Genomic DNA, 25,469 nt, shown 5'->3' with positions numbered 1-25,469 from the left:
TGTCCGTTTCACACCTTGTCCCATCCGGTTCTCCATTTATTGGGAGGAAAGGTGTAAACCATATTCAGGACGGGACACGGACAATAAAAAAGCCAGCATTAGCTGGCTTTTTTATTGTCCGGCGCAGGCCGTGGCATCGCACAGGGCAGGATCTCCCCTGCCCTACTGAGTTAGCCTTCGACTTTGCCCCAGGAGTCGCGCAGGGCAACGGTGCGGTTAAACACCAGATGCTCCGGGCTGGAGAGCTTGTTGTCGGCGCAGAAGTAACCTTCACGCTCGAACTGGTAAGCCTGCTCCGGCTTGGCGTTCTTGAGCGAAGCTTCGACACGGGCCCCCTCGATAATCACCAGGGATTCCGGGTTCAACGCGGCTTCGAAGTCATCCTCGGCGCCCGGGTTCGGCACCTTGAACAGACGATCGTAGAGACGCACTTCCGCTGGCAGGGAGTGAGTGGCGCTGACCCAGTGGATCACCCCTTTCACCTTGCGGCCATCGGCCGGATCCTTGCCCAGGGTCTCGGGATCGTAGCTGCAGTAGATGCAGGTGACTTTGCCATCGGCATCTTTCTCGATACGCTCGGCCTTGATCACATAGGCATTGCGCAGACGCACTTCCTTGCCCAGCACCAGACGCTTGAACTGCTTGTTCGCCTCTTCTTTGAAGTCCGCTTCATCGATGAATATTTCGCGGGTGAAGTTCAGCTCGCGGGTACCCATCTCGGCATTGCTCGGGTGGGCCGGGGCAGTCAGCACTTCGTCGGCAACCAGATTCTCGATGACCACTTTCACCGGATGCAGCACGGCCATGGCGCGCGGCGCATGCTCGTTGAGGTCTTCACGGATGCAGGCTTCCAGCATGCTCATCTCGACGATATTGTCCTGCTTGGTGACGCCAATGCGCTTGCAGAACTCGCGGATGGAGGCCGGGGTGTAACCACGGCGACGCAGACCGGAGACGGTCAGCATGCGCGGGTCATCCCAGCCATCGACATGTTTCTCGGTCACCAGCAGGTTCAGCTTGCGCTTGGACATGACGGTGTATTCGAGGTTCAGACGAGAGAACTCGTACTGACGGGGGTGGCAGTCGATGGTGATGTTGTCCAGCACCCAGTCGTACAGACGACGGTTGTCCTGGAACTCCAGAGTACAGATGGAGTGAGTGATCCCTTCCAGCGCGTCCGAAATGCAGTGGGTGAAGTCATACATCGGGTAGATGCACCACTTGTCACCGGTCTGGTGGTGGTGGGCAAACTTGATGCGGTAGATAACCGGATCGCGCATCACCATGAAGGGGGATGCCATGTCGATCTTGGCGCGCAGGCAGGCGGTGCCTTCGGCGAACTCGCCATTCTTCATCTTGGCAAACAGCGCCAGGTTCTCTTCCACGCTGCGATCGCGGAACGGGCTGTTTTTGCCTGCTTCAGTCAGGGTGCCACGGTACTCGCGCATCTGCTCGGGCGTCAGCTCGTCCACATAGGCCAGACCCTTTTCAATCAGCTCGATGGCGTAGCCGTGCAGCTTGTCGAAATAGTCGGAGGAGTAGCAGATCTCGCCGTTCCACTGGAAGCCGAGCCACTGTACGTCCTGCTTGATGGACTCTACGTACTCGATATCTTCCTTCACCGGGTTGGTGTCATCGAAACGCAGGTTGCACTGGCCCTGATAGTCGCGGGCGATGCCGAAGTTCAGGCAGATGGATTTGGCGTGGCCGATATGGAGATAACCGTTCGGCTCGGGCGGAAAACGGGTATGCACGCTGCTGTGCTTACCGCTGGCCAGATCTTCATCAATGATCTGACGAATAAAGTTAGTTGGGCTGTTCGCCTGACTCATGGCTCACCTCAAAAAAGCGTCACTGGCGGAAGTTGTGCCGGCTGGCACCCTCATCCCCCCGCCGTCAAGCCGGGTATGATCCCTTATTACGGGCGCTGTCTCAACCTGAATTTGGCACTTCCGGGCCATTTCCCGGCCATTGCACCGCTAAAAACGGCGTGGCTTGGCACATTGCACACCAAATGCATAAAAAAGCCCCGCACTAGACGGGGCTGAAAGTGATGAAAAACACAAAACAGACAATTACACACAACAAAGGCTCACACGCACAGTCAACCTTTCCCAAACCCGATGCGCCATCGCCCTTGGGAAAGGCGGGTCTTGCGACCCACCTCATGTTAACGGTTGACTGCTATCAGTTCAGTTCGGTGACACGGCTGGTGCGCTTGCCATCGAAGCTGGTGGTACGCAGGTAGACCTTGCCATTCACGCTCGGCTTGGCCGCGGCGTCATAGGCACTCCAGTTGGTACCGTCCAGGCTGTACTGGATGGGCAGACCCGGCAGATCCACGTTCGCTTCCAGCACACCGTTCACTACCTTGGCACCCGGTACGGAGAGGCGGTATTCAACACCGGCCTGATCCAGTTTCGGCAGCACGCGCTGACCCAGTACGTTGGCAAACTGGTTCCACTCTTTGTTGAGGGTGGCCTTGTTGACGAACTTGGTCTCGCCGGAGAACTCGCGGTTCTTCACGTAATCCAGCTCGAAGCCACCTTTGTGCCAGGCACGCTCGGCCACGGAGAAGATACGCGGGTAGACCATGTATTCGTACTGAGCATCGGTACGCACGGTTTCACTCCACTGCTGACCGGAGATCCCCTTGAACTTGACCGGATCCTGGTCACCCTTGGCCACGAAGGCGTTGCCGTCGCGGTCAACCGAGGTCTCGGCGTTCTGCGGCAGGTTTTCCGGGGCGAAGGCAAACACCTTGCGAGTGTCGTTGAAACGGGTAGCCCAGTAGTAGCCACGCTCAGCCGGGTGCACTTCGTTCGGGAAGTCGAAGTAGAGGTAATCCGGGTTGGACAGCACCACTTGGTAACCCTTGTGGGCCCACTTCATCGCTTCGTTGAAGCCACCCCAGTAGAGGGTTTCCCAGAAGTTGACACGGGTGCTGTCGGTGGCGAAGTCCTTGGCACCGCTGGCGTACTTCAGACCATCTTCCCACGCCTGCAGGGTAGAGAAGCCGCGGTCTTTGACCATCTGGCCCACTTCCTTGGCGAAGTAAACCGGCAGCTCGCCCACTTCCTTGATCTTGCCTTCGTCGATCATCTTCTGGCACATCGGGGACTTGCCAAACGGCTTGTCCTGCTTGCTGGAGTCGACGTTGCCTTTCCAGGCGACCAGCTCTTCTTTCTTGGTGACGGCCGGATCCTGATAGCCACCGCCCTGCATGATGTTCTTCGCCTCATCACCACCGTAGTGCCATGCGGTCAGCGGCTGACCGGCGGCCTGGTGCATCTGGGCAACTTCATCCATTACCTTGGCCACGAAGGTGGCAGCACCCGGCTGGCAAGGGTTGATGAAGGACATCTTGTCGTAGAACTGGACTGAGGTAACGTTGGAGGTATCAGCCGGGTCAGTCAGGCGGAACTGGTTGGCTTCCGCTTCTTTGCCCTCAGCCATCAGACGCTTGTAACGCGCTTCCATGGAGACCACGGCGGCACGAGCGTGCGCCGGCATGTTGATCTCGGGGATGACGGTCACACCGCGCGCTCTGGCATAACGCACCAGGTCGATATAGTCGGACTTGCTGTAGAAGCCGGAGCCCTGGTTGTCGCTGGTCGGGCCGGAGCCCAGTTGCGGCAGCAGGCACTTGGTTTCGGAGAGATCGTGGCAACGCTGGCTACCGACCTGAGTCAGTTCCGGCAGACCCGGGATCTCGAGACGCCAGCCTTCATCGTTGGTCAGGCCCAAGTGCAGCACGTTGAGCTTCATGGCAGACATCTGGTCAACCAGTTTCTTCATGGTATCCAGGCTGCGGAAGTGACGAGCCACGTCGGTCTGCATGCCACGGTATTCAAAGCGCGGCGCATCCTCGACGGTCATCGGGCTCACAAGCTTGTCATCAACACCCAGCAGGGAGATCAGGGATTGTGCACCCCAGAATGCCCCGTCGATGTCGCGACCCTGGATCACGGTGCCCTTCTGACCGATGGTCATGTCATAGCCTTCAGCCTGCTTGAGCTTGCTGCCGAGCTTGATGGTCACCGGGTAGCCGGTGTCGGAGAGGGTAACACCCAGCTTGGTCAGTTGAGCCTTCAGGGCCTCGGCGCGATCGCTCGGCAAGTCCAGGGCATTGAGTTTGATGGTGGAGAAGTCGATTTGCGGACCAGCTTTGACTACCTGCTTCATCGGGGTCGGCAGGATCTGGTTGTCAATCTTGCCAGCCGGCAGCAGGGTACTGGTCTGGTTGGCCGCGAAACGGGTCTCGCTGTTCATCAGGATGTTCTTGTCATCCTTGGTACGCTTCCAGCCATCAGCTGGCATCGGCTTCTCGTAGGTGCTGGCGTCGTCGATATTGCTCATACTGGCCAGTACTTTCGGCTCGGCACCTTCGCTGGCGACATACCAGTTCGGCATAATGTCAGATTCGAACAATACCCAGTATTCCACCACCAGCGGCACTTCGACCGTGGCATCCTTGGCAAAGCCCTGGAACTTCTCGGTTGGCGTCAAACGATAGAGGTCGCCGGTCAGGTGAGCGATGGTGAACTGGTCGTTATCCACCCGCTGAATACGGCGAATGGAAGATACATAGATGCTCCAGTCTTTGGAGGTAACGTCAGCACCGGTATTGGTCAGGTGCAGCTTGGCAACACCGCAGCTCGCCCACTCGGAACCGAGCGCCTGGCAATCGAGGCCAGCACCGGCACCATCGTTGGTGACCACTTCATACTTGACCACCAGGTTGTTGGCGAGGGAATCGACCACGGCTTGCTTGGCTGCATCGGCCGCCTGGGCCTGGCTGACAAAAACGGTAGACATGGCAATGGCTAACAGAGAATGTTTCAAGTTCATAACTGCTGCTCTCATTTGAAGTAAAGGTTGGATTTTCTTGGCTTTTTTATATGGAGCCCCTAAGCGGGGCTCTCAGTTATGTCAACAATGGACTTAGACTTGAAGTGAGCGAGTCGCTCGATTAACGCAGGGCTTTCATCTCACCGGCGATGATTTCGGCCAATGGGCCCAGAATCACCTGCAGGTTCTGCTCACCGAGTTTGACCACACCGGCCGCACCCAGGGCTTTCAGCTTGCGCTCATCGACGATGCTGCGGTCTTTCAGAGTCAGACGCAGACGGGTGATGCAGGCATCGATGGAGACCAGGTTCTCTTGACCACCCAGCACTTCCAGATACTGCTTGGCCAGCTCGGTACGGTTGGTAGATTGAGCAGCAGCCGGAGCTGTATCTTCATCTTCCTCGCGACCCGGGGTTTTCAGGTTCAGCTTGGCAATCACGGCGCGGAATACCACGTAGTAGAGACCGAAGAAGACCAGACCCTGAGCAATCAGCATGTACCAGTTAGTCGCCAGCGGGTTACGGCTGGAGAGCACCATATCCACCAGACCGGCACTGAAACCGAAACCGGCCATCCAGTGCATGGAGGCAGCGATGAACACGGAGATACCGGTCAGCACTGCGTGGATGACATACAGAACCGGCGCCACGAACATGAAGGAGAACTCGAGCGGCTCGGTCACCCCGGTGAAGAAGGAGGCGAAGGCAGCTGCGATCATGATGGAGGCAACTTTCTCTTTGTTCTCTTTCTTGGCGGAGTGGTAGATGGCCAACGCAGCACCCGGCAGACCGAACATCATGATGGGGAAGAAGCCAGCCTGGTACATACCGACCACGCCTTTCACCTGATCCAGGCTCTTGCCAGCGGCCAGAGCGGCATCGATGGTAGCCTGACCACCCAGGAAGTTCGGGATGTCGTTGATACCGGCCACGTTGAACCAGAACACGGAGTTCAGGGCGTGGTGCAGACCGATCGGGATCAGCAGACGGTTGAAGAAGGCGTAGATACCGGCACCGGTAGAGCCCAGGCTGACGATGGATTCACCGAAACCAACCAGACCACCGTAGATTGCCGGCCACACGGCCATCAGGATGAAAGATACGATGATCATCACCACGGAGGTCACAATCGGTACCAGACGACGACCGGAGAAGAAGGAGAGCGCCTTGTGCAGCTCGACGCTACTGAAGCGGTTGTACAGTTCAGCGGCGATGACACCACACAGGATACCCACGAACTGGTTGTTGATCTTGCCGAATGCGGCAGGAACCTGTTCCAGCGGGATGCTCTTGATCTGGGCCACGGCACCCGGGCTCAGCAGAGTGGTCACGACCAGGAAGCCAACCAGACCTGCCAGGGCAGCAGAACCGTCTTTATCCTTGGACATACCGTAGGCGACACCGACTGCGAACAGTACGGACATGTTGTCGATAATGGCGGCACCCGCCTTGATCAGGAAGGCAGCCAGCGCACTGTCACCACCCCAACCATTCGGGTCAATCCAGTAGCCAACCCCCATCAGGATCGCTGCGGCAGGCAATACCGCTACCGGCACCATCAGGGCACGGCCGATCTTTTGCAAATAACCGAGAATGTTCACGGTTCCTCTCCTTAGTTAATGTTTTTCTAGAAATTAAGTGCTTATCACGTTTGACGCATAAGCCATCAAGGCTTGATTGGCAGTCTAGGACTTTTATTTCGCTGCGCAAATTAATAAACCAATAATCGTGATCTTTATCACCCAAACAAGATAAATGTGGTGGATAGATGTGGCTTAGTCCGCAATCTTTATTTACGCTATAAAACAACTAGAATCCGTATTAGCCCATTGCCACCAGCAAACCGGTCGCAACCCGAAACAGAGGTATCCATCATGCGCCTGATCCCGTTGAAATCTGCCAGCCAAGTAGGCCTCTGGTCTGCCCGTTACATCGTTGACCGTATCAATGCGTTCAAACCGACTGCAGATCGTCCCTTCGTGCTGGGCCTGCCCACCGGCGGCACGCCGCTCAATACCTACAAGCGCCTGATCGAGTTGCACAAAGCCGGTGAAGTGAGCTTCCAGAACGTGGTCACCTTCAACATGGACGAGTACGTCGGCCTGCCGGAAGATCACCCGGAGAGCTACCACAGCTTCATGCACAACAACTTCTTCAGTCACATCGACATTCGTCCCGAAAACATCAACATCCTCAACGGCAATGCCGAGGATCTGGTGGCCGAGTGCAAGCGCTACGAAGACAAGATCAAGTCCTACGGCAAGATCCACCTGTTCATGGGTGGCGTGGGTAACGATGGTCACATCGCGTTCAACGAGCCGGCCTCTTCCCTCTCTTCCCGCACCCGGGTCAAGACCCTGACCGAAGATACCCGCATCGCCAACTCCCGCTTCTTCGGTGGCGACATGGAGCAGGTGCCCAAGCTGGCGCTGACCGTGGGTGTCGGCACCCTGATGGATGCGGAAGAGATCATGATCCTGGTGACCGGCCACGGCAAGGCACTGGCCCTGCAGGCCGCCGTGGAAGGCAGCGTCAACCACATGTGGACCATTTCCACTCTGCAACTGCATCCGAAGGGAATGATGGTGTGCGACGAGCCCTCCACCATGGAGCTCAAGGTCAAGACCGTTCGCTACTTCCAGCAGCTGGAAGCCGCCAACATCGGCCGTCTGTAAGGAGTTGCCATGTACGCATTGACCAACTGCACCCTCTACACCGGCAGCTGCGTGCTGACCGGCTACGGGGTGCTTGTCGAAGGCGACAAGATTGTCGCCATCTCTCACCTGGCCGAACTGCCTGCGGGCATTGAGCTGATTGACCTCAAGGGCGCCAACCTGACCGCCGGTTTCATCGATGTGCAGCTCAACGGCTGTGGCGGGGTGATGTTCAACACCGAGATCACGGCCGAAACTCTGGCGACCATGCAGGCGGCTAACCTCAAGTCCGGTACCACCAGCTTCCTGCCGACCCTGATCACCAGCCCGGATGCGGACATGAAGCAGGCAGTTGCGGTGACCCGCGACTACATGGCGGCACACCCCAACGAGGTGCTGGGCGTTCATCTGGAAGGGCCTTACACCAACCTCAAGCGCAAGGGGATCCACCCTGCCGCGCAAATTCGCCAGCCAGCGGATGAGATGATCGACTTCTTCTGCGCCAACGCGGATGCCATCACCAAGATCACCCTGGCACCGGAGCGCAACGAGCCGGCCCATATCCGCCGTCTGGTGGAAGCGGGCATTCTGGTCTCTGCCGGTCACACGGCCGCCAGTTACGATCAGGCGATGACCGGGTTTGATAACGGTATTCGCTTTGCCACCCACCTCTACAACGCCATGACCCCGACCCTCAACGGTCGCGAGCCGGGCGTCGTGGGCGCCATCTACGATCGCAAGGATGTCTATGCGGGCATCATCGTCGATGGTCACCACGTTCACTGGGCCAACGTGCGCCTCGCGCACAAGATGCTGGGAGAGCGACTGGTGCTGGTCACCGATGCCACTGCGGCAGCCGGTGCGCCGGAAGGCTTTGAGAAATTTGATTTTTGTGGCACCACCGTCTTTTTACGCGATGGTCAGTGTGTCGACGAGAATGGTACACTCGGCGGTTCCTCCCTCACCATGATTGAGGGGGTGGAAAATCTGGTCAAGCAGGTCGGATTACCGCTCGATGAAGCACTGAGAATGGCCAGCCTCTACCCCGCTCGCGCCATTGGATGGGACTCACGTCTCGGTAGTATCCAGGTCGGTAAAGTAGCCAACCTCACTGTCTTCGATCAGGACTTCACGGTCCGTGGGACCGTGGTTAACGGACACTACACACAACAGTGACATCATGACTGGCGGACAAATAGCAAACGTAGATCTTATCAAGCAGGTCAACAGTGCAGCCGTATATCGGCTCATCGACCTGCAAGGCCCCATCTCCCGGGTCAAGATTGCCGAGTTGAGTCAGCTGGCCCCGGCCAGTGTGACCAAGATAACCCGGCAACTGATCGAGCATGGGCTGATCAAGGAGACCTCGCCACAAGCCTCAACCGGCGGACGGCGAGCCATCTCCCTGACCACCATCAAACATCGCTTTCAGTTTGTCTCTGCCAAGCTGGGCCGCGGCTACCTGCAACTGAGTCTCTATGACCTCGATGGCAAGGAGCTCGACCAGCACGTCATTCAGGTGACCGAGATCGACCAGCAACCCGTGGTCGACATGCTGCTGCGGGAGATTGGCGCCTTCATCGATGCCAATAGCGAACGCAACCGCAACCTCATCAGCATCGCGCTGACCATGCCGGGTCTGGTCAACCCGGAATCCGGTATGGTCATCTACACCCCCAAGTACCAGATCCGCAATCTGGGGCTGGCCAAGCTGCTTGAGAACCACTTCAATCTCCCCTGCTACGTGGGTAACGACACCCGTTCCCTCGCACTGGCCGAACACTTCTTTGGTGAGTCCCGCGACTGCATGGACTCCATTCTGGTGAGCGTTCACCAGGGGACGGGATCGGGGATCATCACCAAGGGGCAGGTGTTCCTCGGCCAGAACCGCAACGTCGGCGAGATCGGCCATATCCAGGTCGAGCCCCTCGGCAAGCGCTGTCACTGCGGCAACTTCGGCTGCCTCGAGACCATCGCCTCCAACGAGGCCATTGTCGACAAGGTGAAGGAGCTTATCAGCCGTGGCCACCAGAGCGCGCTGCAAGAGAAGCACATCACCATTCAGGAGGTGTGCAAAGCGGCACTGGCGGGCGATGAACTGGCCCGCAGCGTCATCGAGAACGTGGGTGAGCATCTGGGACGAGCGGTGGCGATTACGGTCAACCTGTTCAACCCGCAGAAGGTGCTGATCGCCGGCGAAATCACCGCCGCCGAAGAGATCCTCTTCCCGGCCATTCGCCGCTGTGTCGAGCATCAATCCCTGCCGAGCTTCCACCGTGGCCTGCCCATCGTGAAAGCCCGCTTCCAGAACCAGCCGACCTATGGCGGCTTTGCGCTGGTCAAGCGCGCCCTGCTGGAGGGAGATCTGCTGCAGATCATCATGGAGCAGAAGTAAGGCTCTGATCTTGCGAGATAACAAAACGGCAGCCAGTGGCTGCCGTTTTCTATTGTGTACTTGCTGGCGGTTTAGCCCGCCCGACATGGCTTGAACAGATCCAGCTTGTTGTCGTAAACACGGGTCTGCACATCCATGATCCCCAGCATGGAGTGAAAGAGATTGTCATGGGAGAAGCGCTGACTGCTCGCCTCCGCCGCCAGGCAACCCATATCCAGCTGGCGATCGGCCTGTAACTGGGGCGAGAACCAGGTCAGCAGCGGCACCCGGGTCTGATCATCCGGCGCAAACTTGTAGGGCGTGCCATGCAGATAGAGCCCCATAGCCCCAAGGGATTCACCGTGATCGGATAGATAGACCAGTCCCACATTGTACTGGCTCTCCAGCGACTTGAGCTTGTCTATCAGCAGTCCCACCACCTTGTCGGTGTAGCGGATGGTGTTGTCATAGGTGTTGACCAGCTCTTCGTTACTGCAGTTTTCGATGTCGCTACGCGGACAATCCGGCATAAAGGCGCGCTCGCCGACGGGATAACGACGGAAATAGGTCGGGCCATGGCTGCCCATCAGGTGAAAGGCCACCAGCTTGTTGCCCTTCATACCGGCAATCTGCTGATCCAGCCCCTCCAGCAGTACCTCGTCATAGCAGGATTCCCCCTGGCAAAGCGCCGGGTAGGATTTGGGGAGGATCTCGATGGTCGGCACATTACGGCACACCCCTTTGCAACCGCCATCGTTCTCTTTCCACAGCACAGATACACCGGCATGTTGCAGCACATCGAGCAGGCCATCACGGGAGTTGGCAAGCTGTTCATCGTAACCACGCCGCGTGAGGTTGGAGAACATGCAGGGCACCGAGACGGCGGTGGCCGTGCCGCAGGAGCGCACATCCCTGAACGACACCACCCCCTGCTCTTTGGCCGTAAAGCTGTTGGTCGCCTTTCCATACCCGTTAAGGGAGTAGTTCTGGCTGCGCGCCGTCTCACCCACCACCAGGAACATCAAAGTCGGCTTGCTTCCCCGCGCCACTACCCTGGCATCTGTCCCCAGATGCTGGTAGGGGATCGGCGTGGCAAACAGCACATCCCGCCCATATTTGTAGAGGCCGTGCACATAGTTGGCAGGCACAATCTCTTTGGCCAGCGACTTGTTGTTGCGCCCGACCGAGGCGTAATCCTGATAGTAAAGTGACGCAACTCCCCCGATAAACAGCAGAGAGATAGCCAGTGCACCAGCCCGCCACGCCAACCCCTGATACCAGCGAGCCGGATAGCGGATCCGCAGCGACCAGAGCACCAGGACAGGCAGCAGCCCGGTCAGCAGAAACCAGAGCACAACCGAGCCATTCAAATAGGCCCCCGCCTCACCACTGTTGGTCTCCACTATGTTCTGGATCATGCCTACATCAAAGATGACGCCGTATTTGAGCATGGCGTAGCTGACGATGGAGCCAGTCAGAATGAGCACGGTAAAAAAAGGCTTGAGCACAAACCGGAACGTGAAGGGAATAAACACGGCATTGAGCGCCGCGATCAGCACCAGCGGGATCGAGATGACAAATCCGGCTTTGACATGGGTCAGGGTGCTGAGCACCGTATAGAAATGCAAAAAGATTGGCCAGTTCAGTACCAGGGCGAAAAAGAGCACCAGCAACAGATTGGTCTGCAGTACACCGAGGGTTACACGCATAAACAACTCCTACATACCGGCCTGCAGCGCAGCGGGCCGGCCAAGCCAACAAAAACGACGGGGCCAGCGTAGGAAGTAAAACTTAAGCGCGAATTAAGAGGAGAAGCACAGCGCTCGTGCGCACCATCACAGCACGGGGTGCTCCGCAGCCCCGAAATGGATTTTTAGTTGTCTATCCATCGGATTTTGCTAGCTTGTTGAGTAGGCATTCACGAAATGCAGGTTAACCGATGGCACTGATCCAAGCCTCGATAGAGCAATTGAGAGTAGGCCACTATATCCATCTTCCCACGGGATGGACTAACCACCCGTTTATGTTCAATACCTTCAAGATCAAGGATCAGCAGCAACTCGACATTCTCCGTCATCTTGATCTCACCCTGCTGATGGTCGACCCCGACAAGAGCGATCTGCCTATCGAGCCGCTGCTGCGCGGCGATATCCCGGATGCCGGGCCTGACCTTGACGAGTTGGAAGAGCTGATTGCCTCGGGCCCGCCCCCCTTTGACGAGAAAGCCTTTCGCCGCTCCATGCGCGCCGCCGACAAAGCCTTTGGCCAATCCATGAGCGAGCTGCGCGATGCACTCGGGGCACTCAACCTCAAACCGGATGAAGGGCTGGCCAATACAGCCCAGATTGTCCGCAATGCCGCCTTCACCCTCAGTCAGCATGAAGGGCCTCTCGGGCTCCACCTTATTCGCAGCCCCCACACCGATATCCTGCTGCAACACAGCCTCAACGTCGCCTTTATCGCCATGCTGATGGCACGCGAACTCGGCATGAATCCCATCGAGATTGAGGAGACGGGACTTGCGGGACTTATCCACGACATCGGCGAACTGAAAATCCCGAGCCAGATCACCCAAAAACGGGGGGATCTCAACAAGGCCGAGCAGAACTTCCTCAATATGCATCCCCAGTACGGGCTGGAGATGCTGACCCAGCTCAACGCCTTTGAACCGAAAATCCGTCAGGTCGCCCATCTGCACCACGAGCGGCTCGACGGCAGCGGTTATCCGCTCGGGATCAAGGGCGGGGAGATCCCGCCGCTGGCGCGGTTGATCGGGCTGGTCGACTTCTACGACGAGCTGCTCCATCCCCGCAACAGCGGCAACCCGGCCGCGCCGAGTCAGGCCATCAGCCAGCTCTACAAGTTATCCCAGAAGAAATTCGACCAGAATCTGGTCAAGTTGCTGGTCAAGGTGCTGGGAGTCTATCCGCCGGGATCACTGGTGAAACTCTCGGACGAGAGCATTGCGCTGGTGCTATCCACCGAGCCCACCATGCCCCTCAAGCCGAAGATCCTGCCCTATATCAAGGCCCAGCGGCCGGAAGCCGTCGCCATGATCGATCTGCGGGAAGATGAACGCACCATCACTGCTTTTATCAAACAGGAAGAGCTCGATGAGGGACAACGGCAGTTCTTCAACCTGACCCGCCGCTTCTGCTACTACTTTGCATTCTGAGTTATCCCCAGAAGCTGGGGATAACTCATTGGACAAACCGGAATAATTGCTCAAACCCCCATCAGAAGGTTGCCAACTGACCATGTATAAAAAACGCCCAGCCAAGGGGCCGGGCGGAGCATGCCACCTCCGTGTGGCGTATCCAGTGGATACATTCATGCTCCATCCATCAATATCAACCCGCTGCCGCTTACACAAATATCAATTTAACATGCTGATTTAATATGGTTTTATCCACTTTCTCTGGCAAACTGGCGGCCCGTTGCGCCCAGTTGGGCCAACAGAACAAGATCCTGATCACACTTATTCACGGGCTGAACATTTTTTCAGCTGGCTTATGAGGAGCGTTTTTTATGCAGTTGGTCCTCTCCTTGCTGCAACAGATGAGCGTCAGCCTGGTGATCGCCTATCTCTTCTCGAAAAGCCCGTTGCTGCGCCCGCTTGCCAACTATTCCGTGAGACTACCTCACAAGATACTGATATACATCATCTTTTCCAGCTTTTGTATCCTCGGCACCTATGTGGGCCTCGATATCGACGATGCCATCGCCAACACCCGGGCAGTCGGCGCCGTCTTGGGGGGATTATTGGGGGGACCGCTGGTGGGCTTTCTGGTGGGGCTGACCGGCGGCCTGCACCGCTATACGCTGGGGGGATTTACCGATCTCGCCTGCGCCATCTCCACCACCTGCGAGGGGTTGCTCGGGGGCATAGTGCACTGGCGACTGATGCGCTCGGGGCGAACGGATGCCCTGTTTGAACCGCGTATCGCCTTCTTTACCACCCTCTACGCCGAGATCATGCAGATGGCCATCATCCTGCTGGTGGCGACCCCGTTCGACAAATCCCTGCTGCTGGTGCGCACCATCGCCACCCCGATGATTCTGGCCAACTCCTGCGGCGCGGCGCTCTTTATCAGCATGATCCGCGACCAGCAGCGGATGTATGAGAAGTTCTCCAGGGTCTTCTCCGCCAAGGCGCTCAATATCGCCAACCGCACCGTGGGGATCATGAGTCAGGGCTTTACCCCGGAGGCGAGCAACAAGATTGCCCGCATCATTCAGGAGGAGACCGGTGTCGGCGCCGTGGCCATTACGGATACCGACAAGATCCTCGCCTTTATCGGCACCGGCGAAGATCACCATCTGCCGGGCACCCACATCGCGTCAGCCATCACCATGCAGGCCATCGCCCAGAACAAGGTGCTGTTTGCCGATGGCAACAGCCAGCCCTATCGCTGCAGCCTCTCCCCCTCATGCCAGCTGGGCTCGGTGCTGGTGATCCCGCTGCAGGGGGACAAGGGGGTGATCGGCACCATCAAGCTGTACGAGCCGAAGAAGCGGCTGTTTCTCAAGATCAACCACACCCTGGGGGAAGGAATTGCCAACCTGCTGTCACAGCAGTTGCTGGCCGGTCGGCTGGAGCAGCATCAGCGGCTGCTGGTACAGTCCGAACTCAAGCTGATCCAGGCCCAGATCAACCCCCACTTTCTGTTCAACACCCTCAACACCATCAGTGCCATCACCCGGCGCGATCCGGACAAGGCGCGGGATCTGCTGCTGCATCTTTCGCTGTTCTTTCGCAAGAACCTCAAACGCCAGAGCGGCCTTGCGACCCTGCAGGAGGAGCAGGAGCACTGCCAATCCTATCTGGAGATCGAGCTGGCCCGCTTTGGCGATCGGCTGACGGTGATAAACGAAATCCCGCCCCATCTGGCCACACTGCGACTGCCCAGCTTCACCCTGCAACCGCTGATCGAGAATGCCATCAAGCACGGCATCTCAACTCTGCTGGAGCAGGGGCGCATTCGCCTTTATACCGATGAGCATCCCACCAGCGTCACTATCCATGTGGAAGATAATGCAGGCACCTGGCAAGCGCACCCCGCTGGCGACGGTCTGGGCATGACCATTGTCGATCGGCGACTGAAAAGCGCCTTTGGCGAGCGCTATGGCGTGACTATTGCCTGCGAGCCGGAACAGTGGACCCGGGTCTCGTTCACCATCCCCAAGGAGCAACCATGATCCGCAGCCTGATAGTCGATGACGAACACTATGCCCGCGAAGAGCTGAGGCAGCAGCTGGCCTGCGATCCTGCCATCGAGATCGTGGGGGAAGCGGCCAACGCCATCGAGGCGCTGCCGCTTATTCAGCGCCTCAAGCCCGATGTGGTGTTCCTCGATATCCAGATGCCCAAGCTGAGCGGCATGGAGCTGGTCGCCATGCTCGACCCCCTGCCCCGCATCGTCTTTGTCACCGCCTTTGACGAATATGCGATTCAGGCGTTTGAAGAGAACGCCTTCGACTACCTGCTCAAGCCGGTGGAGCCCGCCCGGCTCGCCAAGACCCTCGCTCGCCTCAAGCAGGATATCTCCCCGCAGCCCATCGAGCGGCTGGCCCCGACTATCGAACATATTCCGGGCTATCTGCACAATCGGGTCAGGCTGCTGCCCATCGCGCAGGTGGAGTATGCCTTCTCCGATCTGGGCGGGGTCCATGTGGCCTGTCAGGGCGAGCTGTTCCACACCCAGCTCACCCTCAAATCGCTGGAAGAAAAGAGCCCGCTGCTGCGCTGCCACCGCCAGTATCTGGTCTCCCCCAACGCCATCTTCGAGATCCGGTTGCTGGATAACCAGCTGGCAGAGATTGTCACCCCGAGCGGCGCCCGGGTGCCGGTCAGTCGTCGCTATCTCAAGGAGCTCAAAGATCAGCTGGGACTGGACTGAGCCGCGGAGTGTGCGCCTGATCACAGCCGCCGACCGCTCGGCGCGCCAAAGCGCCGCTCGGGGAGTTTCACCTGCCAGTCAGGCGCAACCGTTTTAGACTCGCTCTGCACACTAAAAAATAACAATGCAGGAGCGTAGCAATGATCTGGTTCTTCCTCTGTGTCGGCTTACTTGTGGCCGGCTACTTCATATACGGCAAATTCATCGAACGGATATTCAGCCCGAAACCCGAGCTGAAAACCCCCGCCATCACCATGGCTGACGGGGTGGACTATGTCCCGATGTCGGACAAGAAAGTCTATCTGGTTCAACTGCTCAACATCGCTGGCGTCGGCCCCATCTTCGGCCCCATCCTGGGTGCCCTCTACGGCCCGGTCGCCATGCTCTGGATCGTCTTCGGTTGCATCTTCGCCGGTGCGGTACATGACTACTTCTCCGGCATGCTGTCGGTACGCGCCAAGGGGGCCTCGGTGCCAACCGTGGTCGGTGAACATCTGGGCACCGCCGCCAAGCACTTCATGAACCTGTTTGCCGTGGTGCTGCTGATGCTGGTGGGCGTGGTATTCGTGCTGAGCCCGGCCGGCTTGCTCGCCAACCTCACCTCCACCGATCTGGTCTACTGGATTGTGGCGATTTTTGCTTACTACATCCTCGCGACAATCGTCCCCATCGACAAAATCATCGGTCGCTTCTACCCCATCTTTGGTGCCCTGCTGGTCTTCATGTCCGTCGGCCTCATCGTTGGCTTGATCGTCTCCGGCAAAGGCTTCTACAACACCGGGATGGACTTCTCCAACCTGCACCCGACCGAGCTGCCACTGTGGCCGCTGCTCTTCATCACCATCGCCTGTGGCGCGGTATCAGGCTTCCACGCCACCCAGTCACCGCTGATGGCGCGCTGCATGCAGAACGAAAAATCCGGCCGCTTCATCTTCTACGGCGCAATGATCGGTGAAGGGATCATCGCCCTTATCTGGTGCACCCTGGGTCTCTCCTTCTACGACAGCACCGAAGCGCTCAACGCTACTATGGCCAACGGCGGCCCGGCGGCCGTGGTACACGAAGTCTCCACCAGCCTGCTCGGCACAGTCGGCGGTATTCTGGCCATCCTCGGCGTGGTGATCCTGCCCATCACCTCCGGTGACACCGCGTTTCGCAGTGCTCGCCTGATCGTGGCGGACTTCCTGAAGATGACCCAGAAACCGCTGGCCAAGCGTCTGCTGATCGCCATCCCCATGTTTATCCTTGGCTTCATCATCTCCAAGGCTGAATTCGGGGTGATCTGGCGCTACTTCGGCTGGGCCAACCAGACCACCGCCGTCATCATGTTGTGGGCTGCGGCTGCCTACCTCATCAAAGAGGGCAAGCTGCACTGGATATGCACCATTCCCGCCATGTTCATGACCGCTGTGGTGATCACCTATCTGGCCAACGCCCCCATCGGGTTCGGGCTGGAGATGGGGACCTCCACCATCATCGGCCTGACTGCCACAGCGGCCATTACCGTGGCCTTCCTGATGAAGTTCCGCCAACCACTGGTTAGCAATCCCAGTGAAGGGTGATGTCTGACTTGAGGTGGTGAAAAGGGGGCCAAAAGGCCCCTTTTTAATTGACAAAAGAACCAATAAAACAACTCGTTATTCCCTTAAGCTCCTATACAGCACAAGCCCTTAAGATTCCGTGCGACCTGACGATAAATATGTGATTTTAAATTGCTTTCCCGAATATATGAATCAATGATAAAGCTGTGCTTAAAGCCAGTGGAGGTTATACATGTTCCTTGATTACTTTGCCCTTGGCCTGCTCGTCTTTGTCGCGCTGGTCATCTTCTACGGAATCATCGTGATCCACGATATTCCTTACGAAATAGCCAAACATCGCAATCATCCCCATCAGGATGCCATCCATGTTGCCGGCTGGGTCAGCCTGTTTACGCTGCACGTGTTGTGGCCTTTCCTCTGGATCTGGGCCACCCTCTACCGCCCGGATCGGGGCTGGGGCTTTAACCAACGCCTGCAAAAAGATGAAGATGATATCGCGGCCCTCAGAGAAGAGCTGGCTGAACTGAAGGGCCGTCTCAACCATATCGAACAGCAAGAGCAACAGGGATAAATCATGGACCTGCTACTGATCCTGACCTATACGGCACTCTGTGTAGCCATTTTCAAAATCTTCCGCATCCCGCTCAACAAGTGGACTGTTCCGACTGCAGCACTGGGCGGTGTGGTGCTCATCGGCACCCTCATCATGCTGATGAACTACAACCACCCCTACTCCGAGATGGCGCGCAACTACTACCTCTCTACCCCTATCGTACCGCTGGTCAAGGGCCGGGTGGTCGAGGTGCCGGTGCAAGCCAACCAGCCGGTGAAGAAGGGCGATGTGCTGTTTCGCCTCGATGACGAGCCTTTCAGACTGAAAGTGGAGAGCCTGAGCGCTCGCCTCGATGCCAACAAGGATCAACTCAAGTCCATTGACGCCAGACTACGCTCAGCCAAACTGGACAGAGATCGCGCCAGTGACCTGATGCGCCGCGGCGTCGGCAAGCAGCGTGACCTCGACGTGACTCAGGCGAGCGTAGACGAGATCGCCGCCCAGATGGATCAGCAACGCGCCACGCTGGAAGATTTGCAGGCCCAGCTCGATGAAGCCAAATACCAGCTGGCCCAGACCGTGGTCTATGCCCCGAGCGATGGCCATGTGGTGCAGCTTGCCCTGCGTCCAGGCATGATCGCCACCCCGTTTATGTACCGTCCGGTGATGACCTTCATCCACAAAGATGAGACTGCCTATGTTGGCTGGTTCTGGCAGAACAGCATGCAGCGTCTGGCGGTGGGTGATGAGGCCGAAGTGGTGATCGACGGTATTCCCGGCAAGATCTTCAAGGGCAAGGTGACCGCCGTGATCCCGGCCATTGCCGCCGGTAACGTGCAGGCCAACGCTATGCTGCTTGACCAGAATAGCGCCATTCGTCCGGGTCGTATGCCGGTACTGATCTCCATTACCGACCCCGAATGGGCAAAGTATCAGGTAATCGCGGGTGCCAGCGGACAAGCCGCTGTCTATACCGAGTATTTCCACCATGTTTCTGTAATGCGCAAAGTGCTGCTGCGCATGGCAAGCTGGATGAATTACCTCTTCCCCTTCCACTAAGCACGCAATGTATTCAACGGGCCGGCATCATGTCGGCCCGCTGTTTTTTGGCGGCAAGATCCCTATAATGGCGCCATCCTGCCAAGCCCCGCGCCAAACCTGCATGTTCGTTCTAAGACCCTATCAGACCGACGCCGTCAACGCCGTCATCAGCCACTTTCGCAAACACCCGGATCCCGCCGTGGTGGTGCTGCCCACCGGGGCCGGCAAGAGTCTGGTGATCGCCGAACTGGCCCGCAAGGCGCGCGGACGGGTGCTGGTACTGGCCCACGTCAAGGAGCTGGTGGAACAGAACCACGCCAAGTACGAGGCGTGGGGGCTCAAGGCCGACATTTTTGCCGCCGGTCTCGCCCGCAAGGAGGCAAGCGCCCAGGTGGTGTTCGGCTCGGTGCAATCGGTCGCCCGCAATCTGGCGGCCTTCGACAGCGCCTTCTCGCTGCTCATCATCGACGAGTGCCACCGGGTCTCGCTCGATGACGACAGCCAGTACCATCAGGTGATCGACCACCTCAAGGCCGCCAATCCGGCCCTCAAGATCCTCGGCCTCACCGCTACCCCCTATCGGCTGGGGCTGGGCTGGATCTACCGGCGCCACTATCACGGCATGGTCAAGAGCCACGGCGAACGGCTGTTTGGCGACTGCGTGTTCGAGCTGCCGCTGCGCTTCATGGTGAAAAACGGTTACCTGACGCCGCCACGCATGGTGGATGCCCCCATCGTCCACTACGACTTCAGCAAGCTGGTGCCGCGGGAGAATGGCCTCTTCAGCGAGGCGGATCTCAACGGCGAGCTCAAGCGTCAGGAGCGGGTTACCCCCCATATCCTGAGCCAGGTGCTGGAGTATGCCTCCGACCGGCAGGGGGTGATGATCTTCTCCGCCACCGTCGAACACGCCCGGGAAATTCACGGCCTGCTTGGCGCCAGAGGCCAGCAGGCGGCCCTTATCACCGGTGAGACGCCGGGGCCGGAGCGCGATGCCCTCATCAACGCCTTCAAGGCACGCGAGCTCAAGTTTCTGGTCAACGTGGCGGTGCTCACCACAGGCTTCGATGCCCCTCATGTCGATCTTATCGTGATGCTCAGGCCCACCGAGTCGGTCTCCCTCTACCAGCAGATCGTCGGGCGGGGCCTGCGTCTCTCGCCGGGCAAGAGCGATTGTCTGGTGCTCGACTATGCGGGCAACAACTTCAACCTGTTCGCCCCCGAAGTGGGGGAGCCTCGCCCCCACGCCGGTACCGAACCGGTACAGGTGCCCTGCCCCGCCTGCGGCTTTGCCAACACCTTCTGGGGCAAGACCGACGAGGATGGCAAGGTGATCGAGCACTACGGCCGCCGCTGTCAGGGGCTGTTTGAAGATGACGAGGGCAACCGCGAAGAGTGTGACTACCGCTTTCGCGCCAAGATCTGCCCCGGCTGCGGTGCGGAGAATGACATCGCCGCCCGCCGCTGCCAGAGCTGCGATCAGCTGCTGGTGGACCCTGACGACAAGCTCAAAGAGGCGCTCAATCTCAAAGATTGCATGGTGATCCGCTGTGCGGGGCTGACCCTCACAGAAGGGCGCGGCAAACAGGGGGAGCGGCTGGAGGTGACCTATCACGATGAGGATGGATTGACCCTCAGCGAATACTTCGGATTTCACTCCCCGGGCGCACGGCGCTTGTTTCAACAGCACTTTGTGCGTCATCATTGGCCCGCCCCGGGTCTGGAACCCGAATTTGCCACCCTGGCGAGCGTGCTGGCGGCACAAAGCCAGTTCCGTCATCCCGATTTCGTCATCGCCCGCAAATCGGGGCGCTTTTGGCAGATAAAAGAGAAGATTTTTGATTATGAGGGTCGCTATCGCACCGCCAACTCGCTGGCGTGATGGCCAGTGGCGACCGGCATAAATCGTATGAATAGCTTTGCCACGGCCGATCCGGCATCGGCGGGTGAAACAAGGTTGAATTATCAGGGCCGGCACCACTGCCGGGCCCCCTTCGTCATGTTAGAGGATGTTATGCAGCGGCTGTTGATTGGTTTTTGTGCTCTCTTTTCCCTGGCGGCCCAGGCCGCCCCGCTCACCCCGCCCCAGGGGGGCCAGTACGCCATCATAGTGCAGGGCAACAACGGCGTTGAATTTGCCCGTCATGCGGATCAGATGATCGCCCCCGCTTCCACCATGAAGGTGCTCACAGCGCTGGCGGCCCGCCTCGAGCTGGGTGCCGATTTCCGCTTCGCTACCGACATTCAGGCCCAGCCCGGCGCCAAACAGGGCGACACCATCAACGGTGATATCTGGATCAACTTCGTCGGCGACCCCACCCTCTCCCGCATGGATCTGCTCGCCCTGTTCAAACAACTCGGCGTCACCAGCATCAAGGGCAATGTCTACGTCAACACCGGCGCCTACAACGGCTACGAGCGCGGCAACGGCTGGTCGTGGGGGGATCAGACCCTCTGCTTCGCCGCGCCCGTCTCCTCGGTCATCATCGACAAGAACTGCGCCTACGGCACCATCACTGCCACCCAGATTGGCAAACCGGCGGTCGGCAATGTGGCCACCGGCGTCCCCATCGGCATCGGTGCCGACAACGTGGAAGTGATGAGCTATGGCGACATGGCGCGCCAGTTCTGCGCACTGGAAGTGGACATGGCCAAGGGCAACTTCTACGAACTCAAAGGCTGCATCACCCCGAATAAAGAGCCGCAGGGTCTGCGTTTCGCTATTCACGACGTGGAAGCCTGGGGCTGGGACAACATCCGCTGGGCGATGAACCGTGCCGGTATCAAGCATGATGGCCTGCTGCGGGTCACCCACAAGGCCCCTGAAGGGGCAGAGACCCTCGGCACCCACTACTCGGTCTCCCTGCCGGTGATGCTGGCCAAGATGCTGAAGAAATCGGACAACCTCTATGCCGATACCTTCCTCAAAACCGTGGGCCGTCACTACTACAACAAGCCGGGCAGCTATCGCAGCGGCACCATGGCAGTGCGCGCTATCCTGACCAAACATGGTATCGATCTGGGTAATGCGACCCTGGCCGACGGCTCCGGCCTCTCCGCTCACAATCTCATCAGTGCCCGCCAGATGCTGTCAGTGCTGGACTACATCCAGAAAAACGATGCCGAGCTTGGCCTGATCAAGCTGCTGCCAAGCTCTCAGGTGGATGGCACCCTGGCATGGCGTCGCAGTGTCACCGCCCCCATGATGAAGAACAAGGTCCACGCCAAGACAGGTACCATCACCGGCACCTCCAATCTGGTGGGCTTTATCGACACGGCAGGCGGCCAGCGCAAGGCGTTTGTGATGTTCCAGCGTGGCCTGTCCCAAGATCCGGCCACCCATGAGCGCTACCGTGCCAGCAAGGCGCCGTGGCCCTGGACAGTATTCGAGAAGGGGGTGCTGGAGAGCATCTATCAACAGCAACCGATCCAGATCGCCGATGAGAGCTGATCCAATAGGCCCACTCGAATCACGGTATCGATAATTTCGGCTTCAAGTCGCCACGAGGCAGGGCTATGCTGTTGCCTGCCTCACATCAACGGCCATACAAAAACGGCTTAAAAAACGGAGAGAAAATATGTTTGCAGTGATTTTTGGTCGCCCGGGTTGCCCCTATTGTGTCCGTGCCGTACAGATCGCCGAGCTGCTGACCGAACAGCGCGATGACTTCAAATTCCGCTACGTGGATATCCATGCCGAAGGCATCACCAAAGAAGATCTGGCCAAGAGCGCCGGCAAGCCGGTCAATACCGTGCCACAGATCTTCCTGGACGAGCAGCACATCGGTGGCTGCACCGATTTCGAAGCCTACGCCAAAGCGAATCTGGGTCTCTACCAGTAATGCCTGCGGGTCATCCCGAGCGGGTTGACCGCTAGAGCGTATAAAAAATCCGGCGCCATCAGGCGCCGGATTTTTTATGGGCAACACGCACACATCATTCCCGATCAGGGAGTCACAGACTGGGCAGCAAAGCGCGCGATGATGGGGTTGTGATCTGAGGAATCGGTCGCCGGTGAACTCACCTCAACCAGATCCAGATTGCGGTAGTAGAGGTGATCCAGCGGACGACCGAAGGCGGTGCGACGCAAGTCAGGCACCGGCACGGCCTCTTGCAGACCCAGCTCGTCCACCAGCTTGTTCAGCCAGAACTGACGTTTGTCACTCCAGGTGTTGAAATCACCGGCCAGGATCACCGGCCCCTGATGACGACGCACCAAGGAAGTCAGATCGTTGAGCTGCTCGCGGAAGGTCGCCATCCCCAGCTCGAAATTGACCGCATGGATATTGATGACCATCACGCCGTCAGGATCGCCCTGCAGCGGATAGAGGCTCACCAGCCCGGATTTGGGGATGCGCAGCAAGGGCTCGGGGGAGCGCACGCCACAGACGAACGCCTGCGGGGTCTTGGCCACCGTCATCACCCCGAACGACACGCCGCCCTGGGTGAAGGCTTGCAGCTGTTGCCACTGGAAATCACCGGCGCGCAGCCAGTCGAGCATATCGGGACGAGTGGCCGACTCTTGCAGCAGCACCAGATCCTGCCCCTTGGCGTAACTGTCCATCCCTTCACGCCAGTTCTTGCGCTGGCCCTTGTAGAGATTCCACACCGTCATCCCGAATTCACGGGGCAGCGCCGTGGTCGCCAACGCTACCAGCGGCGGACGCTGGCAGTCGAGTCCCGGCACAATCCCTTGAGCTGTGACCAGATGGTTCTGATCCGGCACCTCAAAACAGCCTACCAACCCCAGGGTCAGCAGGGAGGTGCCAAGAATGCGATAACTATTTTTCATTGGCTAACAACCGCCCGCCTTTGCTTTTTGTTGCGACCATCACAAACGTCATCCACGCCGACTAAGCTGATAGTCCCTGTTCCACCCAACCAGAAGGACCTTGTCTCATGGCGAAAGAACTTCGGTACAACGTGACGTTTTATGATCAACAAGGAAATTGTCATCAAGTGGAGCTGGCCACCGTCTATCAGATAAGACGGGACCCTCAATGCGATCTCTGCCTGTTTGACACCCTGCAATATGTGGGCTCGGAAGAGATGCTGGAACGCATGATACGGCAAAAAACCGGGCTTGAGCAGGAAATCTCCATCATCAATGCCCGGCTGATTTAATCAGGCACTCACCGGAACCGGGCGGGATTTGCCCTGTTCGTCGATGGCGACATAGGTGAAGATCCCCTCGGTCACACAGTAACGCTGGGCATCGTTCTCCCGCAGTACCGGCTTGACCCACACCTCCAGCTTGAGCGTCATGGAGCTGCGGCCAATCTTCATGCAGCGGCCGTAGCAGCAGACCACATCGCCCACCTTGACCGGACTGTGAAAGGTCATGCCTTCGACGGATACGGTACAAATACGTCCTTTTGCCAGCTCCTTGGCCATAATGCCCCCACCTATATCCATCTGGGACATGATCCAGCCACCAAAGATGTCGCCATTGGGGTTGGTATCGGCTGGCATTGCCAGGGTTCTCAGCAACAACTCCCCATCGGGGTGACGTTTTGTATCTACCATCATTACCGCCTCTCTCTCATGGATGGCGGCATGATAGGGGGCGATCACCCCCTTGGCAAACCTCAATTGCCCGAGGCGGCGAGCTCGGCAAACCAGTGGGCCGGATCGGGCCAGCGATAGTTGAATCCCATCTGCTGGCAAATCAGCTGACCATCGATGGGCTGAAATTCACCGGCAGGCTCGATAAAGACCGGCGCGGGCAGCCCCTGCTGGCGCGCCGCAAAGGGGTAGAACTGCTCGCGGCGCGGGTGCACCGGCGCGCTCAGGTTGAAAACATCCCCGTCCTTGCCCCGCTCCAGCAGCAGCATGCAAGCCGCCACCACATCGTCCAGATGGACCAGATTGACCGACTGGGCGCCGCCATCCAGGGTCTTGCCCGCGAGGAAACGGCCGGGATGGCGATCCGGGCCATAAAGGCCGGAGGGGCGCACTATCATCACCGACTCGAAACCGGCCGCCAGCACCGCCCGCTCCGCTGCCAGCATCCGCTCGCCACGGGCATGACGCGGTTTGGGTTCTTCCCCCTCCTGCTGCCCTGCGCCCCATACCGAGGTGGCACTGACAAACAGCACCCGCCGGGTGCCGTGCGCTTTGGCCAACGCGCAGGCCTTTGCCACCGCCTGCGAATAATCATCGGTCTTGCTGGGCGGTACGCAGATAACCAGCGATTCGCAGGGGATGGGCCACGGCGCTTGTTGATCAGCAACGGACATCTCGGCAGAGCCCATGTTGGCAGAGATGGTCAGCGGATAGGCGTTGATCCCCTCCCCCTGCAAACGGGCCGCTTTTTCGGTGCTGCTGACCGTCACCGCCACCTGCTTGCCAGCCGCCAACAGGGCTCGCGCCAGCGGCAGCCCGAGCCACCCCGCCCCCAGAATGCCGATCGTCCCGGCGATATGCTGCTCTGTCATCGTCCCTTCTCCTGCTTGACGCTATTTGCCCCGCAGCTTACCTGCCTTGGGAAGAAAAGGAAGCCTTGGCTTGCAGATAGATAAATGCTGTTGAGCTGGTAATATTTGTATCTGTTCTG

Annotated in this window: 20 protein-coding genes; 13 read left to right on the top strand and 7 right to left on the bottom strand. The window is 58.5% G+C overall.

The features are described 5' to 3' along the window. Positions 1–170: 170 nt before the first annotated feature. From glnS to nagE, 3 genes are all read right to left on the bottom strand, one after another. On the bottom strand, positions 171–1,832 hold the full coding sequence (gene glnS / locus G5149_RS04630; RefSeq protein ID WP_236357299.1) for a glutamine--tRNA ligase: 1,662 nt from the start codon (positions 1,830–1,832) through the stop codon (positions 171–173). 355 nt (positions 1,833–2,187) lie between these two features. Then, a complete protein-coding gene (locus G5149_RS04625; protein WP_421211797.1) occupies positions 2,188–4,851 on the bottom strand; it encodes a beta-N-acetylhexosaminidase in 2,664 nt (887 codons plus the stop codon). Between the two features lie 121 nt (positions 4,852–4,972). After that, positions 4,973–6,451, bottom strand: coding sequence for an N-acetylglucosamine-specific PTS transporter subunit IIBC (nagE, locus tag G5149_RS04620; RefSeq protein WP_005344423.1), 1,479 nt, complete (start codon positions 6,449–6,451; stop codon positions 4,973–4,975). A gap of 273 nt (positions 6,452–6,724) precedes the next feature. Here nagE and nagB point away from each other — a divergent pair, with 273 nt between their 5' ends. From nagB to nagC, 3 genes are read left to right on the top strand one after another with little or no spacing between them, the layout of a single operon-like run. Next, complete coding sequence (gene nagB, locus G5149_RS04615) at positions 6,725–7,525, top strand: glucosamine-6-phosphate deaminase (protein WP_005344421.1); 801 nt, start codon at positions 6,725–6,727, stop codon at positions 7,523–7,525. Between the two features lie 9 nt (positions 7,526–7,534). Further along, a complete protein-coding gene (nagA, locus tag G5149_RS04610; RefSeq protein WP_005344419.1) occupies positions 7,535–8,680 on the top strand; it encodes an N-acetylglucosamine-6-phosphate deacetylase in 1,146 nt (381 codons plus the stop codon). 4 nt (positions 8,681–8,684) lie between these two features. After that, positions 8,685–9,899, top strand: coding sequence for a DNA-binding transcriptional regulator NagC (nagC, locus tag G5149_RS04605; protein WP_421211794.1), 1,215 nt, complete (start codon positions 8,685–8,687; stop codon positions 9,897–9,899). Between the two features lie 71 nt (positions 9,900–9,970). Here the strand turns inward: nagC and G5149_RS04600 are convergent, their stop codons facing one another. Continuing rightward, a complete protein-coding gene (locus G5149_RS04600; RefSeq protein ID WP_421211792.1) occupies positions 9,971–11,587 on the bottom strand; it encodes a phosphoethanolamine transferase in 1,617 nt (538 codons plus the stop codon). Positions 11,588–11,817: 230 nt separating this feature from the next. On the opposite strand from G5149_RS04600, the gene G5149_RS04595 reads away from it, so the two are divergent. The 9 genes from G5149_RS04595 (at position 11,818) to G5149_RS04555 (ending at position 22,755) form a co-directional block, all read left to right on the top strand. Further along, the gene (locus G5149_RS04595) at positions 11,818–13,053 is read left to right on the top strand and encodes an HD-GYP domain-containing protein (protein ID WP_040066103.1); all 1,236 of its coding nucleotides are present in this window, start codon (positions 11,818–11,820) and stop codon (positions 13,051–13,053) included. A gap of 353 nt (positions 13,054–13,406) precedes the next feature. After that, complete coding sequence (locus tag G5149_RS04590) at positions 13,407–15,077, top strand: LytS/YhcK type 5TM receptor domain-containing protein (RefSeq protein ID WP_421211790.1); 1,671 nt, start codon at positions 13,407–13,409, stop codon at positions 15,075–15,077. After that, entirely contained in the window at positions 15,074–15,778 is a 705-nt protein-coding gene (gene btsR / locus G5149_RS04585) for a two-component system response regulator BtsR (protein ID WP_421211788.1), read from the top strand. The genes G5149_RS04590 and btsR overlap by 4 nt, the downstream gene beginning before the upstream one ends. A gap of 140 nt (positions 15,779–15,918) precedes the next feature. Further along, positions 15,919–17,340, top strand: a complete 1,422-nt coding sequence (locus G5149_RS04580; RefSeq protein WP_139747507.1) for a carbon starvation protein A — start codon at positions 15,919–15,921, stop codon at positions 17,338–17,340. 211 nt (positions 17,341–17,551) lie between these two features. Further along, positions 17,552–17,890, top strand: coding sequence for a DUF3302 domain-containing protein (locus G5149_RS04575; RefSeq protein ID WP_042032410.1), 339 nt, complete (start codon positions 17,552–17,554; stop codon positions 17,888–17,890). A 3-nt stretch (positions 17,891–17,893) separates the two neighbouring features. Further along, positions 17,894–18,931, top strand: a complete 1,038-nt coding sequence (locus G5149_RS04570; RefSeq protein ID WP_005344402.1) for an HlyD family secretion protein — start codon at positions 17,894–17,896, stop codon at positions 18,929–18,931. Between the two features lie 103 nt (positions 18,932–19,034). Then, the gene (locus G5149_RS04565) at positions 19,035–20,795 is read left to right on the top strand and encodes a DEAD/DEAH box helicase (RefSeq protein ID WP_421211785.1); all 1,761 of its coding nucleotides are present in this window, start codon (positions 19,035–19,037) and stop codon (positions 20,793–20,795) included. A 132-nt stretch (positions 20,796–20,927) separates the two neighbouring features. Beyond that, positions 20,928–22,364, top strand: coding sequence for a D-alanyl-D-alanine carboxypeptidase/D-alanyl-D-alanine endopeptidase (gene dacB, locus G5149_RS04560; protein ID WP_216979114.1), 1,437 nt, complete (start codon positions 20,928–20,930; stop codon positions 22,362–22,364). Between the two features lie 94 nt (positions 22,365–22,458). Continuing rightward, entirely contained in the window at positions 22,459–22,755 is a 297-nt protein-coding gene (locus G5149_RS04555) for a GrxA family glutaredoxin (RefSeq protein WP_421211806.1), read from the top strand. A gap of 104 nt (positions 22,756–22,859) precedes the next feature. Here G5149_RS04555 and G5149_RS04550 read toward each other — a convergent pair whose 3' ends face one another. Further along, entirely contained in the window at positions 22,860–23,705 is an 846-nt protein-coding gene (locus tag G5149_RS04550; protein ID WP_421211784.1) for an endonuclease/exonuclease/phosphatase family protein, read from the bottom strand. A gap of 107 nt (positions 23,706–23,812) precedes the next feature. Between G5149_RS04550 and G5149_RS04545 the strand changes: the two genes are divergently transcribed. After that, the gene (locus tag G5149_RS04545) at positions 23,813–24,037 is read left to right on the top strand and encodes a hypothetical protein (RefSeq protein ID WP_005337874.1); all 225 of its coding nucleotides are present in this window, start codon (positions 23,813–23,815) and stop codon (positions 24,035–24,037) included. Here G5149_RS04545 and yciA read toward each other — a convergent pair whose 3' ends face one another. Continuing rightward, complete coding sequence (yciA, locus tag G5149_RS04540; RefSeq protein ID WP_421211782.1) at positions 24,038–24,442, bottom strand: acyl-CoA thioester hydrolase YciA; 405 nt, start codon at positions 24,440–24,442, stop codon at positions 24,038–24,040. It abuts the gene before it with no gap. A gap of 59 nt (positions 24,443–24,501) precedes the next feature. Continuing rightward, positions 24,502–25,350, bottom strand: a complete 849-nt coding sequence (locus tag G5149_RS04535; RefSeq protein ID WP_421211780.1) for an NAD-dependent epimerase/dehydratase family protein — start codon at positions 25,348–25,350, stop codon at positions 24,502–24,504. Between the last annotated feature and the right edge of the window lie 119 nt (positions 25,351–25,469).

The organism is Aeromonas sp. 600479 (assembly GCF_049175515.1).
Lineage (GTDB): Bacteria > Pseudomonadota > Gammaproteobacteria > Enterobacterales > Aeromonadaceae > Aeromonas > Aeromonas veronii_A.
Note: the sequence above shows the minus strand (reverse complement) of the source record. Positions and strands in the feature narration are given on the sequence as shown.